This window comes from Dyadobacter crusticola DSM 16708 (assembly GCF_000701505.1).
In the GTDB taxonomy this organism is placed as follows: Bacteria; Bacteroidota; Bacteroidia; order Cytophagales; family Spirosomataceae; genus Dyadobacter; species Dyadobacter crusticola.
Window position 1 is genome coordinate 416,193 of record NZ_KL370787.1, and the last position, 15,105, is coordinate 431,297.

Below are 15,105 nucleotides of genomic sequence, written 5' to 3' on the forward strand. Positions count from 1 at the left end.
ATGATCCTGCGGCCTAATACAACTTTTCATAATACTCTCTCGCCATTCTATCGGAATTGAATGGCTCATTCACGTCGTTCATGCTGTTGAGTACCATTTCTCTCCACTTTTTCTGACCATTATAATAGGTTGGTATCACCTCGCGTTCGAGCTTCTCCATGAGGTTGTCGCAATCTTGCTTGTTAATACCGTCACCTTTTGCGACAGGCAGCAAAAATGAGTTCTCGCCGTCTTTTGCGAATTCACAAATCCAGCCGTCGAATGTAGAAAGGTTAAGTGATGCATTCATTGCCGCTGTCATTCCGCTGGTGCCCGAAGCTTCGCGGGTAACTACGGGCGTATTTAACCAAATATCAGAACCATCTTTCAACAATTTTGAAAGCGCTAATTCATAACCTGTCAGTACCGCCAGATTAGGATACAGGTGGCTCAGATAGAAAAGCCGGTTGAATGTATTGACAGCGTCTTCATCTTTCGGATAAGGTTTACCTGCCCAGATCACCTGCACCGGCTGCTGTATGTTGTTCATCATTCTCGTGAACCGGCTCATATCCCAAACAAGCATATCAGGACGCTTGTAGGCTGCAAACCTGCGGGCCCACACAATCGTCAGTACGTTCGGGTCAAAGATCTTTCCGCATTGATTGGCTACGGTTTTGAACAATACAGCTTTCAGCTCCTTCTTCCGTGCCGCGATCCGGTCAGTATCCTTATCGATCCTGGCTTGTTCCAGCTGTGGATCAACCCAATACGTATTATTTTGTGCATTGGTAATATGGCCGATCGGAGCAATACCAGGATAAGCTTTCCACATTCCGCGCGACACTTCGCCGTGCAGCTTGGAAACGCCATTTGCATTCCGGCTCAGACTCAGGGCTGCCAGCGAATGGTTAAAGATATTATCCTTCATCCCGCTGATCTTTTTAACCGTCGCCAGATCCAGTCCCGAGAAAAACCCGAGCTTATCCAGGAAACCGATCTCGTGCTTCTCGTTCCCGGCTTCTTCCGGGGTATGTGTTGTAAAAACAACCCGCTTCTTCACTTCATCCACTTTCCCGTACTTTTTATATAAGGAGAAAACGGCGGAAACCGCGTGGGCTTCATTGAGATGGTATACTTCGGGTTCATATCCCAGCTCTTCCAAAAGTCTCGCCCCGCCGATCCCCAGCACCATGCATTGCGCTACTTTGTAGGTTGGGTCTGCATCGTATAAAGAGTAGCTGATTGCTCTTGTAGTATCATCATTTCCATCCGTATCTGTCGTCAGCAGGAACATTGGAGCAGTTTTAAATACTTCTGGGTCCAAATAATAGGCGGCGACCCAAACCTTTTTGCCCATTACCGGTATCTGAAAACGAATCTTTGTGTCAGTCAAAAAGGAATACATTTTTTCCCGAAACTCGGGTTGCATACTCCCGTCCTTGGCGCGGCCCTGATCGTAATAGCCGTACTTCCAGAGCATACCAACACCAATAAGGTTCTGCTTCAATGCATATACGCTGCGCATGTGCGAGCCTGCCAGAAAGCCCAGACCGCCTGAATAGATTTTCAGCGCCTGGTCGACAGCGAATTCCATTGAAAAGTATGCAACTGATTTTTTGTATTGATTATCCGGGGTAAAAGGATGTTTGTAAGGGAGTGAAAACGTGGACTTAACCATTGCTAGGAGTTTTGTTGAAAATAGACAGCCGAACCGGCAGTATACGGATTACAAAATTGTGCCATCAAGTTAATCAACCTATTTCAAAATCCTGCCTTCCATTTCTGCGCAATGTTCATCGCTGTTTGCAGCATGTGCGGCTCCCAACGTTCAATGTGCCAGTCTGTATTGCTGAGGTCAGACGCAAGCAAGAGGTTTTTTGCCTCATGCAGGTCCCGTGCTTTTTCCAGGATTTCCGACAATTGCATTTGCTGCTGGTGCAAAGTAAGGTCTTCGATCGGCGGGCCAATTTGCACCTGTTGTGAAAGAGGCTGAAAGTTCTTTACTGAATCGGGCAGGGTTGCTCCGACGGATTTGACAATGCGGTCCATTTCAAGAAAGTCCTTTTGAAACCCAGCCTGCTTTTCAGCTGTATCGAGTGCTGTGCCCAGCTGCTCCATTACTACAAACTTCAAGTTAGGGCAGCGCGGGATTGCCTGCCTGAGGTATTCGAATACTTCCGATGGTACTGCCTCGTCGTGGGTGTCGCGCCGTACTACCCTTCCCGGAATCTGTGTGTCCCAGCTCCCGCCGGAGATATGCATTTCCCGCACGCGTTCAAGTGGATAGAACGAAAGGAAATCGATGAAGTCGAGCTCAAAATTATGGCATTGGCAATACAGGTTGTGCAGGTCGAGGATGATGAACCCGTTGACACTTTCCACCAGTTGGGCCAAAAAGTCTCCATGCCGTTTTACCTCATCCAGTGAATAGGAAAAAGCCAGGTTTTCCAATCCAACCGGACAATTACACGCATTCTGAATGCGCGCCAGCCTGTCTTTTCCGATTGCTAATGTAGATGCATTGAAGGGAATGCCGAGCGGCGCGCCTTTGTGGAAGTCAGAACCGGTCATAAAGCCGAAATGCTCCGTGATGTGATCAAACTGAAACTGGTCGCAGAGCTTGCTGAGCTGATCCAGCCATTTTTGCTGCTCTGCCGACCATTTTCCCGAAAACAGCGAAAAGTAAACGCCGTGACCAATCAGCCTGTTCTGGTCACTGAATTCTTTTATAAAATCAGTAAACCATTCCGGTATCACATCCACTTTGAAGAGCGCATCGAAAGACCATTCAATAGCCTCCACTCGCTCCATTTCAAACAATGGAATAGACGCTTGCAGAATGTGCGCGTCGAGGTTACAGGCGACTGTGGAGAATATTTGCGACATAGGAGTAACGATCAACCCATTCCGCAGGCCGGGCAAGGATCCAGGGTGCGCGTCTTCGCTTTTTTATCCTTTTCAGGTTTAATATCCATGTCGGCGCAAGCGGTAATTGTGCTCAGTGCAACTGCAACGGCAACGGCCTGAAGTACTGGTTTTGAGATTTTCATGTGAATATTGATAAGGTGAATTGGAATACCTGATCAAGATGAAAAACTGTGCTAATTAGTTGTAAACGAAACACATTAAATGTAAAGTGCCCGGCTTTGGACCGGGCACTTTACATTGTGCTCTTAACATTCACTATTTACCAAAAAGCTTCGCCCAAAATCCTTTCGCTTTCGTCCGGGTCTCGGCAACTTTCTCTGAAGCGGCTTCCCTCAGTTCTTCCATCTCTATCTCGGCTTTTGCTTTCAGTTCTGCGGCTTTGACCTTCGCTTCGGCAAGTTTCTCAGCAGCTATTTCCTTCGCCTCTTCGAAAGCTTCTTCCGCATCCTCTTTCAAGTCTTCATATTTGTCAACTGCCGCTTCTTTCAGGTCCGCAGCCTTTTCAGTCAAGTCTTCATAAATCCCACCTGCTTTACGCTCTGTTTCTTCTACCTTCTCCCCTGCCGCCGCTCTTACCTCCTCCACTTCGACGGTAGCCTCTTCTTCAAGCTCCGCGACCGAATCCTTCGTTTCTTGAATGGCCATTTCAGCTTCGGCTTTCAGGTCGTCCGTCGTTTCATAAACTTCTGTTTCGATCCCATCTGCTGCTGCCTCCTCCTCCTGCGCCTCCTCCACTATCTCATCTTCTGCTTCTGCGGTCGTAGCTTTGATTTGTTGTGTTGTAGTTCCCAGCGATTCTTCTGCATCTTCCGGAAGTGGTTTGTCGTTTTCGGCCATTGCTAACAGGTTTAAGGTAAAAAGTTGATTTACTTAGCGTTGTAAGCTACAAAGGAGTTTGGATGTTACAAACAAATGCACTTGCTTTCTTTCACTCTAACCTTCTAACCATCAAATTTTTAACCAGCTCAAAAAATGGCTCCGGCTGCAATGTGCGCCAGTTGCCGATGTGCAGCGTGCCGCCGAAATTGATAAAATAGTCTAGCCGGAACTTCTTCCATTGCTCCTCCACGTGCTCCCGGAAATTGACGGCTGCGATCCACCCGTCTTCAATATCATCAAACCATTCCGAATAGTAATCGTCTTCTCCGCCGTGGAAGTCAAGCAGGTTTTCGCCGATCATGATAAACTGGTTGATACCTTCATCCACGAGCGGGTCTATCACCTGCCTTTTGAAGAACATGATATCATTGTGAAGCGCGTCGTTCCATTCACCGAACATCTCGATCACCGCGTACCGTTTCTTGTAGTCGGCGAAAATAATCTTCACATACAGTGTCTCAGACCCTATTTCATCCCAAAGCGGGTGAATATAGTAGCCGTAAATCGCATTTTCGTAGTAGTCTAGATTGTAAGTCCTGCCGAAAAAGGGCGACCGCTCATCGTGACTTGCCACATAATGTTTTTCCCAGTTATAGTAGGGTTCTATCTCCTGCATAATCGCTCCTTGTAATGGGTACTTACTTTATTTAACTACAAAACAAAAAAGGCTTGAACGATGTTTTAAATCGTCCAAGCCTTTTGCAATTATTGTACCTGCTATTTCTTACAACTCGCGGATCCAGACATTGCGGAAGCTGGTCGTATTGTTGTGGTCCTGCAATTTGATTGGTCCTTTTCCGTGTGGCTCAATGGTTGGCTGACCGATGTAAGGAGTTGTACCCTGGATCATCGTATGATTTTGCACCAACACACCATTGTGGATCACAGTAATGTAAGGCGGGATCGTCATTTGTCCATCTTTGTTGAAATGCGGCGCAGTGTAAACCACGTCATAAGTCTGCCACTCGCCCGGCCCTACCGATGCATTCACCAGCGGCATTGTTTGTTTGTAGATTGAACCTGCCTGTCCGTTGGAATAAGTGGGATTGTTGTAGCTGTCGAGTACCTGCAGCTCGTAAATGCCCTGCATAAAGATCCCGCTGTTACCGCGTCCCTGTCCGTTTCCGTCCACTTTCGCCGGTGTACGCCATTCAATGTGGAGCTGATAGTCACCAAAAGTCTGTTTGGTCTGGATATCTCCTGATTTTGGAGCTACCGTCATCGTGCCGTCTGCTACTGTCCACGGAGCAGCTGATTTTCCGTCTTTTCCAGAAACCCAGGCATCCAAATTTTTACCGTCAAATAAAATAATGGCGTCTGAGGGTGCAGTAAAGCCTGAAACCGCAGAAGAACTTTTACCTGGCGTCACAACACGGGGAACCGGGCTCCATAACTCGCTCGACTCGGGAGTTTGTTTGGCAGGTTGAAGTTGTGCATGAGCAGCAAACGCCGTTGCCAGGCTGAACGCGGTAAGAATTAATTTTTTCATTTTTAAAAATAAACTGTTTTGGTCAGATAAAACTGATGGAAAAAGCGCGAGTATGCACCGAATACCAAAAGCAGTCAGGCTCGCGTTTCTCATCTAATTAAATGCAATTTTACCAATTCTTATCACGTAATTTGCACGCGATTCGGCGACCTGCGGCCGGTATTTAATCAAAAACCTACCAAGCTTACCCAAGTATGTTTAAAATCAAATGCTCATTTTTACAGTTAATCGTTTGTGGCATAGCGGTTATTGTAACTCAATCTGCTTATGCCCAGCAACCTATTCCTCTTGACAATCTCAGTGCATTTACCACCAAATCCGATAACTGGAAAATTGTTGGAAATGCATCTGCTGACATTTCAAAAGAAAATGTGCTGACTACAACACCCGGAAAAGGCGTGTTGGCTTGCATTCATGAAAAAGGAAAATACGGAAATCAGTACGAGCTGATCTCCAACTTCAAGCACGGCGACCTGGACATCGAAATGGATTTCATGCTGGCCAAAGGTTCGAACTCGGGCATTTACCTGCAAGGAAACTACGAAGTGCAGCTTTTCGACAGCTGGGGTAAAAAAACTGCCAAATACAATGATTGCGGCGGTATTTACGAGCGTTGGAACGATGCCAAGCCCGAAGGTGAAAAAGGTTACGAAGGATACGCACCGCGTTACAATGTAGCCAAAGCACCAGGTTTGTGGCAGAACATCAAGATTTCATACCAGGCGCCACGTTTTGATGCTAATGGTAAAAAGGTATCTAATGCAGTTTTCCTTTCGGTCGTTTTAAATGGCATTACGATCCACGAAAACGTAGAAGTAAGCGGCCCTACACGCGGCTCACTGACTGCCGAAGACGTGGCAATGGGACCTATCCGCATTCAGGGGGACCACGGTTCACTGGCTATCAAGAATATCGTTATCAATAATTTTGATAAAAAGCCAGGTACACTTTCCGAGCTGAGCTACAAAACTTACTATGGTGCTTTGTCGGAAACAGAAGACCTCTCGAAACTGACACCGGCTGAAACGGGCAAGTCAGAGTCCTTGAGTTGGGAAGTGTTGAAAGAGAACAACAACTACTCGTACGTTTACACAGGAAGATACAATGCGCCAACCGCAGGTGAATACAACTTCAAATTGCAGGCTTCGGGTAACTCTTACGTGAAAATCGACGGAAAATTTGTGATCGACCAGCAATGGAAGAACAATAACGAATTCCGCACAGGTACTGTGAACCTCAAAGAAGGCGACCACACCATCGAAGTTTTCAACAACAAAAAAGACGGTTGGATGCGCCCGATTCTGGGATTGTGGGTAAGCGGACCTGGCTTCCGTGAAGTGGCTTACCACAGCAAAAGCTCAACGATGGCGTCGGGCTCTACCGATCCTATCCTGATCACTGCGGGTACCAATACCATTACGCGCAGCTTCATGGATTTCAGAAAAGACGACAAAGGCAAAAGACAGCGCGTGGTACATGCAGTCTCGGTGGGCAGCCCAACTAACCTGCATTACACCTATGATATGGACAAAGGAAATGTGTTGCAGGTGTGGCGTGGTGAATTCCTCGATGCTACCCCAATGTGGCACGATCGTGGCGACGGTTCTTCCCGCCCGCGCGGCAGCGTTACTTTGCTGGGCGACGATATGATCTTGGGCAAAGTAAGCGGCAAATCGAAATGGGAAACTGACACAACCGGCAGCGGCTACCGCCCGAAAGGTTACGTGCTGGATGATCAGGATGTACCTACATTCCAGTACCAGGCATTTGGCTCTACTGTAACCGATTATATGTCAATTGTCAACAATCAGTATTTCGAGCGGATCATTAAAGTAATTAACCCGACTAAAAATCTGGTTGCAAGACTGGCCGACGGCGCGAACATCGAGAAGGTTTCTGACGCTCTTTATGCAGTCAACAACAAATCGTACTACATCCAGCTTGCCGACAAAAACATCAAACCCGAGATCAGAAGTATTGACGGACGTCAGGAGTTGATCGTTCCGGTGACGAATGGCGAAGTGAAGTATTCTATCCTATTCTGATTAAATCCCAATAGATACCGCATTGATAATGAAAAAATTAATTCAGATTACATTCATTTTCTTGGCAACACTTAATGTGCTGAAAGCGCAGGAGTCGCCAAAAGAAGAAGATTTTTACAAGATCATTACTCCGCCCATTCCAGAAGGTATTATCCTCGAAGTAGGCGGATTGACTACAATGCCAAACGGATCACTGGCGATTTCAACACGCCGCGGCGAAGTTTGGATCGTGGATAACCCAACCAGCCGCACTCCTTATTTCAGGAAGTTCGCGACCGGCTTGCACGAGATACTTGGCTTGGCTTACAAAGAAGGTGCATTGTACTGCGCACAACGCGGCGAGCTGACCAAACTTGTTGACAAAAATGGTGATGGCAAAGCGGATGTTTACGAAACCGTGTATCAATGGCCACTTTCAGGTCACTACCACGAATATTCGTTTGGTCCGAAACTGGCACCAGATGGAAGCTTTTTCGTGAGTGGTAACGTTGCATTTGGAGATGAAGAATGGTGGAGAGGGGAAAGCCGCGTGCCTACAAGAGGCTGGATTTTCCACATTACCAACGATGGTAAATACGAACCATATGCAACGGGAGTTCGCTCCCCAGCCGGTATCAGTATGCTGAACGGCGAGCTGTTCTACACTGATAACCAGGGTGACTGGATGGGAACAGGCGCTATTTTCCAGGTTAAAAAAGGCGGATTTATGGGTCACCCTGCTGGTTTGAAATGGGCAGGACTTCCTAACTCGCCTGTTAAGCTGACTGAAAAGCAATTTTTCGCTGAAAGAGATAACCGCCAGAACAAAGACGCAAACGGCCGCGCTATCAAGCCGGAAAATACATTGAACGAGACACCTCAGTTCCTGTACCAGTTGAAAGAGAAATACGATATGGTACAGCTTCCGGCGGTTTGGTTGCCTTACGGTGTACACGGGGTTTCTACTTCCGAGCTGATCCTTGATGATACCAAAGGTGGTTTCGGCCCATTTACAGGTCAGGTTTTCGTAGGTGACCAGGGACAAAGCAACATCATGCGTATTGTTCTTGAAAAAGTAAAAGGTGAATACCAGGGTGCGAGTATCGGTTTCCGCAGCGGATTTCAGTCTGGTGTGCTGAGAATGGCGTTTGACAAAGACGGTTCCATGTTCGTGGGCGAAACCAACCGCGGCTGGGGCTCGGCAGGTGATGCCAACCAAGGCTTGCAGCGCCTGGTATGGAATGGAAAAATGCCTTTTGAAATGTATACTGTAAAAGCGCAGCCAGACGGTTTCGAAATCGAATTCACAATGCCGGTTGACCGCAAATCAGCAGAAGATCTTGATTCTTACAAAGTAAGCAGCTATCTGTACAAGCACTATCCAGTTTACGGCAGCCCGCAGATCAACCTGGAAGACGTGAAGATCAAAGGTGTGAAGGTATCAGACGATAACAAAAAAGTACGCATCGTACTTGATGGAATGCGCCAGTACTACGTTCACAAGATCTCGCTGGAAGGTGTAAGAGCAGCAACAAACAGCTGGTCACTTGTTCACCCTGACGCATATTACACATTGAACAACATTCCTGACGGTGAAAAGCTGAAAGTATCCGACCTGAAAACTACACGATCTGGCGCAACCTCAACGGGAAGTGCCTCAGCAACCAGTTCTTCTTCCGCTGTGAAAGAGCACGTTTCCCCAGACGGAAAAGGTAAGCAAACCGCAGCAGTGAGCAGCAAAACGCCAACATGGGCGGAGATCAAGCCGATCCTTGAAAAGAATACCTGCCTTGCCTGCCACACAATTGACAAGAAAGTGGTAGGGCCATCGTATCAGGACGTAGCAAAAAGAAAATACTCTAACGAGAAAATAGTTGACCTGATTTACAATCCCAAGCCTGAAAACTGGCCGGATTATGCAACGCCAATGCCGCCAATGCCGCAGGTCCCAAAAGTGGAAGCTGCCAAAATCGCTGCGTGGATCAACTCCCTGGGAAAATAAGCACTGAGAGAAGTCGCAATACCATTTTGCATTGATTACAAAAGGTTGTCTGGAAACAGGCAACCTTTTGTGCTTTTAAGGTCCTGATACTTTCTCAGGAAAGCTGTATCTTCACACTATCAGCCAGACAGATGCAGGTGAAATTGCACGTTTTCTTGTCTGAAATGCGTTAGTTGATATTGAATATCGTAAGTCTGCTATGTCAATTCTGCGTGACCTTTCTTTTTTGAAATCTGTCAAAGGCAAAATCTTCCTCGGCTTTTTCATTGCATCCATTGCACTTGGTGCGTCGTGGATCATTACCAACCTCGCTTTCCATCAGATCATGGGGAAAGTGGAGATGATCTCTACGCCTAACGACAAGCTGCGGCTGGTGAATAAGATATTTAAGAATATCCTGCAACTAGATCATTTGCAGCGTATCCGGAAATTGAACGATGAAGAACATAAGGCCGCAGTAATGGGCAAATCCGCAGAGCTCGCGGCCACTCTTGATTCGCTTAGCGACATGAGCCTCGATGATCCATATCAGATTATCAGGATCGATTCCATGAAAAATATCCTGAAAGAGCGCGACAAGATTTATGGAAATTATGTCAAAGTCCGCTCAAAACTGGTGAACACCAAGACACTGGAAGATGAAGTCAAAAATATCTCGGGACTGATTACTACCAAGCTCAAACCGGATAGTACGGTCGTCAAAACCGAAAAACGCACTACCACAACCACCATTTATACAGTTCCCGACTCTGTTCAGAAAGCAACGGAAAAGAAGGGATTTTTCAACCGGGTTTTTGGCGGCTCCAAGAAGGGGAAAAAAGAACCGGTCGCAGCACCTGCTCCGAAAGTAGTGCAGCGACAGGAAGTCAATGTGGAAGTGGACACCATTAAAGTTGCCCAGGAAGACAGTACCATTGAGAAAGTAGGCGAAGCGGTACACGCGATTGAAAAAGCGCAGAAAAAGCGGACGATCAGCTTTGTAGATAAAGAGCAGGAATTGGCTACCGCGGGAAATTCCCTCGTAAATCAACTTCTAAGTGTAATGCAGGAAGTGGAAGGCCAGGTACTAAAACAATCCGACCTCGACAGCCGCCAGGCCAACTATATGGTCAACAAAAGCATTGATATGCTGCAATGGGTAATGCTCGGGTTTTTTCTATTGACTGCATTGCTGATATACCTGATCTTTACCGATATCACCAAGAGCAACGATTACCGCAGCCAGCTGGAAGAAGCCAAGGAAGAAGCCGAATATCATAGTATGGCGAAACAACGGTTTCTGGCCAATATGAGCCACGAAATCAGGACGCCGCTGCAATCCATTCTCGGTTACACGGAAGCCTTGAAAAAAGCAGATAAGCCGCGCAAGCAAGATCTGGAAACGCTCTACTCCGCTTCTGAACACCTGCTTTACCTCGTCAACGAAGTACTCGATTACAGCCGCATTATCTCCGACAGGTTTACATTCGAAGAACGTGTTTTTGCGATCACGCCGCTGCTGAATGAGGTTATCCAGGTGTTGAAGCCGAATGCGAATTCCAAAAACCTTTCACTCCGGATTGAGAACCTTTTACCTGCTAATCTTTACCTGTGCGGAGATCCGTTCCGTTTGCGCCAGGTGCTGTATAATCTGCTTACCAACGCGATCAAATTCACTGATACCGGGGAGGTTGTACTGAAAGTAAGTAGTGTTGAATTAAACAACAATGTACAGGTAGAATTCATCGTTGCTGACACCGGGATAGGCTTGTCGCCGGAACAGGTACAGCGTATTTTCAACCAGTTTGAACAGGCTGATTCATCTATTTCGCGTCGATATGGAGGCACCGGGCTTGGTCTTACCATCGTAAAGGCGATTGTAGAGGCTATGGGGGGCAATATCCGCTTGAAAAGTACCCCCGGACAGGGCACGACTTTTTTTGTCACCGCTAGTATGAAAAAAGCTGACACACTGGAACCGACAGAGGAAGCGCCCGAAAGAGATTACCGTGTGACCGGCAAAGTTTGGCTGGTAGACGACGATTCTTTCATTCTGAAATGGTGCTCTTCCGTTCTCGAAATGAACGGCATTCCGCATAACTCGTTCTCATCTGCCGAAGAGGTACTTAACCGGCCGTGGGACAATCAGGTGAAGTTTGTATTGACGGATATGCGAATGTCCGGAATGAACGGCGCGGAGCTTTGCAAGAGGCTGCGAAAAGTGGCAGATCCGGATGTAAAGTTCTTTGTTCTCACTGCCCAGGCGCTCCCGGAAGAACGCACCAACCTGCTTAATCTTGGGTTTGACGGCTACCTGATGAAGCCATTTCATTCCAAAGAGCTCCTCGAACTGCTGGAATCCTCATCGGCAGCGCCGAGCGAAGTAGCAGAGCAGAAGCCGGAAGAGCTGGATTTTACCATGCTGAATGAAATGACTTTCGGAGATGAAAGTTTAATGCGGGAAATCCTCGACCAGTTTGTAAAAGATTCCCGCCAGGACGTGGAGGCGCTTGAAGTGCACCTTGAATCCCGGGAGCTGGACAAAGTTATGGAGATCATGCACCGAATGGCGGGACGGACCGGACAGATCGGAGCGAAAGAACTTTCCGCTCGTTTCCGGGTATTCGAAATTGAGCTCCGCAATGATGTGTCGCAGGTACCATTTGCCAATATGCAGCAAATCACGCGTGATGCCAGATCAGTAATCGAGCAGATAGAAGAAAAAGCGCTCGCTTACTCGATCTGATATTTTTCAATTTTATAGTAAAGGGTTTTCCTGTCGATGTTCAACAGCTTGGCAGCTTTGCTCTTGTTATATCGCACTTCCTGCAATACTTTCTCGATCATTTCTTTTTCGTGCGTTTCCTGCAAAGCTTTCAGGTCAGAGCCGGTCGGTTTTTGAGCACCTTCCATTGCCGTAATCATTTCAGCTGGCAATGCGCTGGAAGTAGCTACTTCTTCTTTTGAAAGCAGTACCAATCTTTTAATCACATTATTGAGCTCCCGCAAATTTCCTGGCCAGTCGTATTTCTGGAAAATCTCCATTACTTCTTTCGAAAGTTCTCGCACATTTCTGTCAAGCTCCTGATTGGCTTTGTCTACAAAATGCTGAATGAAAATGCCTAGATCTTCGCCACGTTTTCTTAACGGCGGAACCTCGATTTTGAACTCATTCAAACGGTGGTAAAGATCTTCCCGGAAATCACCGGCAGCGGCACTGGAAATCAGGTCTTCATTGGTTGCTGCGATCAGCCTTACGTCTACTTTCACCTGCTGGGTACCTCCTATCGGAACAATGATACGTTCCTGCAATGCACGCAACAATTTGATCTGAACATCGTAGCCGAGGTTGCCAATCTCATCCAGAAATAAGGTACCTCCGTCAGCTGCTTCAAACTGTCCGATTTTATCCAGCAGCGCACCTGTGAATGCGCCTTTTTTGTGACCAAAAAGCTCGCTGGCAGCCAGTTCCTTGGAAAGTGAACCGCAATCTATCGCAACAAACGGTCCGTTACTACGTTTACTCAGCTTATGAATGGACTTAGCGACGTGCTCCTTTCCCGTACCACTTTCGCCCTGGATAATCACCGACATATCGGTAGGCGCTACCAGGCGAACATATTCATATAGTTGTTTCGAAATCTTGCTTTTACCCTCAATATATTCAAGGGATTGCTTATCGGCTTTCGTGCCTCCTTTCGTCTTCGGTGTGCCTTTCGTAGCAGATGCTTCTCCCCGGTTAAGCGCCTCACGAAGAACCATTAATAACTCTTCCGGATTGACAGGTTTGGTGATGTAATCAAATGCGCCGAGCTGCATTGCGGTAACGGCAGTTCTCACATCATGAAAGCTCGTCATGATGAAAGCAGCCGTTCTGTTCCCTTCCGCTCTCAATGCTTTCAAGAAATCCACAGAATTCCCGTCCGGCAGGCGATAGTCCAGCATCAGCACTTCAAATGGACCATCGGGATCGTTATGCAGCGCTTCCCTTGCCTCTTTCAAATCTGAACAAGCCCTAACCTGGTGTCCATGTTTGCCAAGAAAGTTGGTTAACAGTTTAGAAAAAGTGGTATCGTCTTCAACGAGGAGCAGGTGAGCCATGGGAATAAAGTATGTCAGAAATAAATAGCTAACTAACGAGCCGGCAAAACGTAAAATTATAAAAACAAAAGTCAAAAAGCCGGAGAAATCTCCGGCTTTTCAATGTGACTGCAGTAAAATGGGGGACCAGGGTCCTCAATCCACTTTCCGGCCATATTTGTCAAGGCTGACCGTCGTAGTCTCCTCACCTTTTTTCAGATTGATCTCGTAATACTGCGCATTGTTTTCCCTTGTAATGAGGTATGCACTAGCTACTTTCCAATCTGCATAACCATCGCCGGAGAGGGTGGACTTAACTGCTTCCGGCAGGTCTTCCGGCCTTACTGCTACCTTGCTTTGCTCAGTTAAGAAGTCGGCAAACGGTGCACTTGAAACGTCTGCAAGTGATGCAGAAAACGCGAGGCAAATGCCTAATATAGTTTTAAAAAAAAGTTGTTTCATCGCATTAAAGTTAGAGTAAGTGCTGCATCGCAGCGTATAATCCTGATGTACCCACAGCAAAAAAAGCTTTTTAGATGTTCTTAAAAAAACTTTCCGGAATCATTCTCACAAACTGTCTTTTACCAGGAGCGCTTTGTTCAGGCGTACAACTCAGAATCTTCATAGCAAATCATGCATTAGCTGAAAGCGGGCTGGCCGTTACTGAAAATTATTCAACAATTTTTTGAGATAAACTGTGAAAAAGAAACAATTCAACTATATTTGCATTGTCGGTTTTTTCTACAATCAGGTAGAATTCAAACTACAAATTCATAGCGCTATACATTCATCATTGAATCTCTGTTGGCATTTTTTCTCAACGTTATTTAATATCTATCGGTTAATTTGAAGCAAAAAGAGCCTAGAAATGGGCTCTTTTTGTTTTAGCACCCTCCACTTTCCCACCACCCAGGAAAACATACATTTTCCTCCTCTCCGATCTAAAGCAAATCAAAGGGCGTAGGTCTTTACAAATCTTTCGAGGGACGAAAGAGCTCAATAACCTTTGAAGCTATGAACGAACTATTGAAACCAAACACCAATTCTGTTAAGGATGAAGGAGGTAATGTGTCGCCGGTGAACAGGCGCTCATTCCTGCGCGCTGCCGGAATCGCAACCTCCCTGGGCACTATTGCACTCACTACTGCTTGCAACGACGACGACAATCCGAATCCTATGAATCCCGGCGGCGACAACGTCGACCTTGGCTCAGGAGATGTAGGAGTACTCAACTATGCATACGCGCTGGAACAACTTGAAGCTGCGTTCTATTCCCAAGTAATTACTACGCCTTACGCCGGCATGACTGACGCAGAAAAGACAATCCTTACTGATATTCGCGATCACGAGATCATTCACAGGGATTTCTTCAAAGCTGCATTGGGCGACAAGGCGATTAAAGGCCTGACACCGAATTTTGCCAGCATTGATTTCACTAAAAAGGATGCTGTCCTGGGTGCAGCAAAGTTGTTTGAAGATACCGGAGTGGCTGCTTACAACGGAGCGGGCAAGCTGCTGAAAGATGGTGGAAACTTACTGCTGGCCGGCAAGATCGTATCAGTAGAAGCGCGCCACGCCGCTGTGATCCGTGATTTGATTAAACCAAAGTCTGCGGATTTTGCTGGTGACGATATTATCGATGCCAATGGAATGGACAAGGCTGTTTCGCCTGCGGATATCCTTGCAGCAGTTAAAGGATTTATCAAAGAAACCGTTACCGGAGCTAACGTCGGCAAATAATC

Annotated in this window: 12 protein-coding genes; 4 read left to right on the forward strand and 8 right to left on the reverse strand. The window is 46.8% G+C overall.

Annotation, left to right across the window (positions count from 1 at the left end; all coding sequences use genetic code 11):
• Positions 1-13: 13 nt before the first annotated feature.
• The 6 genes from glgP to Q369_RS0126570 all read right to left on the reverse strand — a co-directional run bounded on the left by glgP (position 14) and on the right by Q369_RS0126570 (position 5,278).
• Positions 14-1,660 carry an alpha-glucan family phosphorylase gene (gene glgP / locus Q369_RS0126545; RefSeq protein WP_031530741.1) on the reverse strand — a complete coding sequence of 549 codons (1,647 nt, stop codon included), beginning with the start codon at positions 1,658-1,660 and terminating at the stop codon, positions 14-16.
• A gap of 83 nt (positions 1,661-1,743) precedes the next feature.
• Complete coding sequence (locus tag Q369_RS0126550) at positions 1,744-2,868, reverse strand: multinuclear nonheme iron-dependent oxidase (protein ID WP_031530742.1); 1,125 nt, start codon at positions 2,866-2,868, stop codon at positions 1,744-1,746.
• A gap of 11 nt (positions 2,869-2,879) precedes the next feature.
• Complete coding sequence (locus Q369_RS29215) at positions 2,880-3,032, reverse strand: chryseobasin-related MNIO class RiPP peptide (RefSeq protein WP_157488328.1); 153 nt, start codon at positions 3,030-3,032, stop codon at positions 2,880-2,882.
• 133 nt (positions 3,033-3,165) lie between these two features.
• Entirely contained in the window at positions 3,166-3,747 is a 582-nt protein-coding gene (locus tag Q369_RS0126560; protein ID WP_031530743.1) for a hypothetical protein, read from the reverse strand.
• 91 nt (positions 3,748-3,838) lie between these two features.
• Entirely contained in the window at positions 3,839-4,405 is a 567-nt protein-coding gene (locus tag Q369_RS0126565; protein ID WP_031530744.1) for a hypothetical protein, read from the reverse strand.
• A gap of 108 nt (positions 4,406-4,513) precedes the next feature.
• The gene (locus Q369_RS0126570; protein ID WP_031530745.1) at positions 4,514-5,278 is read right to left on the reverse strand and encodes a 3-keto-disaccharide hydrolase; all 765 of its coding nucleotides are present in this window, start codon (positions 5,276-5,278) and stop codon (positions 4,514-4,516) included.
• Between the two features lie 194 nt (positions 5,279-5,472).
• On the opposite strand from Q369_RS0126570, the gene Q369_RS0126575 reads away from it, so the two are divergent.
• The 3 genes from Q369_RS0126575 to Q369_RS0126585 all read left to right on the forward strand — a co-directional run bounded on the left by Q369_RS0126575 (position 5,473) and on the right by Q369_RS0126585 (position 12,029).
• Positions 5,473-7,323: a 3-keto-alpha-glucoside-1,2-lyase-like domain-containing protein gene (locus tag Q369_RS0126575; RefSeq protein WP_031530746.1), complete on the forward strand. Its 1,851-nt coding sequence runs from the start codon at positions 5,473-5,475 to the stop codon at positions 7,321-7,323.
• Between the two features lie 28 nt (positions 7,324-7,351).
• Positions 7,352-9,304 (forward strand): c-type cytochrome, encoded by a 1,953-nt coding sequence (locus tag Q369_RS0126580; RefSeq protein WP_031530747.1) that lies wholly within the window; start codon positions 7,352-7,354, stop codon positions 9,302-9,304.
• 199 nt (positions 9,305-9,503) lie between these two features.
• Positions 9,504-12,029: a hybrid sensor histidine kinase/response regulator gene (locus tag Q369_RS0126585; protein ID WP_031530748.1), complete on the forward strand. Its 2,526-nt coding sequence runs from the start codon at positions 9,504-9,506 to the stop codon at positions 12,027-12,029.
• Here Q369_RS0126585 and Q369_RS0126590 read toward each other — a convergent pair.
• Together Q369_RS0126590 and Q369_RS0126595 are read right to left on the reverse strand one after the other, a co-directional pair.
• Complete coding sequence (locus Q369_RS0126590) at positions 12,017-13,384, reverse strand: sigma-54-dependent transcriptional regulator (RefSeq protein ID WP_031530749.1); 1,368 nt, start codon at positions 13,382-13,384, stop codon at positions 12,017-12,019. The two genes, Q369_RS0126585 and Q369_RS0126590, sit on opposite strands and share 13 nt — an antisense overlap.
• Positions 13,385-13,519: 135 nt before the next feature.
• Entirely contained in the window at positions 13,520-13,825 is a 306-nt protein-coding gene (locus Q369_RS0126595) for a hypothetical protein (RefSeq protein ID WP_031530750.1), read from the reverse strand.
• A gap of 552 nt (positions 13,826-14,377) precedes the next feature.
• On the opposite strand from Q369_RS0126595, the gene Q369_RS0126600 reads away from it, so the two are divergent.
• Positions 14,378-15,103, forward strand: coding sequence for a ferritin-like domain-containing protein (locus tag Q369_RS0126600; protein WP_031530751.1), 726 nt, complete (start codon positions 14,378-14,380; stop codon positions 15,101-15,103).
• Positions 15,104-15,105: the final 2 nt, after the last annotated feature.

Coding starts and splice junctions, on each gene's coding strand:
- glgP (WP_031530741.1), bottom strand. CDS start 1,660: ATGGTTAAGTCCACGTTTTCACTCCCTTACAAACATCCTTTTACCCCG.
- Q369_RS0126550 (WP_031530742.1), bottom strand. CDS start 2,868: ATGTCGCAAATATTCTCCACAGTCGCCTGTAACCTCGACGCGCACATT.
- Q369_RS29215 (WP_157488328.1), bottom strand. CDS start 3,032: ATGAAAATCTCAAAACCAGTACTTCAGGCCGTTGCCGTTGCAGTTGCA.
- Q369_RS0126560 (WP_031530743.1), bottom strand. CDS start 3,747: ATGGCCGAAAACGACAAACCACTTCCGGAAGATGCAGAAGAATCGCTG.
- Q369_RS0126565 (WP_031530744.1), bottom strand. CDS start 4,405: ATGCAGGAGATAGAACCCTACTATAACTGGGAAAAACATTATGTGGCA.
- Q369_RS0126570 (WP_031530745.1), bottom strand. CDS start 5,278: ATGAAAAAATTAATTCTTACCGCGTTCAGCCTGGCAACGGCGTTTGCT.
- Q369_RS0126575 (WP_031530746.1), top strand. CDS start 5,473: ATGTTTAAAATCAAATGCTCATTTTTACAGTTAATCGTTTGTGGCATA.
- Q369_RS0126580 (WP_031530747.1), top strand. CDS start 7,352: ATGAAAAAATTAATTCAGATTACATTCATTTTCTTGGCAACACTTAAT.
- Q369_RS0126585 (WP_031530748.1), top strand. CDS start 9,504: ATGTCAATTCTGCGTGACCTTTCTTTTTTGAAATCTGTCAAAGGCAAA.
- Q369_RS0126590 (WP_031530749.1), bottom strand. CDS start 13,384: ATGGCTCACCTGCTCCTCGTTGAAGACGATACCACTTTTTCTAAACTG.
- Q369_RS0126595 (WP_031530750.1), bottom strand. CDS start 13,825: ATGAAACAACTTTTTTTTAAAACTATATTAGGCATTTGCCTCGCGTTT.
- Q369_RS0126600 (WP_031530751.1), top strand. CDS start 14,378: ATGAACGAACTATTGAAACCAAACACCAATTCTGTTAAGGATGAAGGA.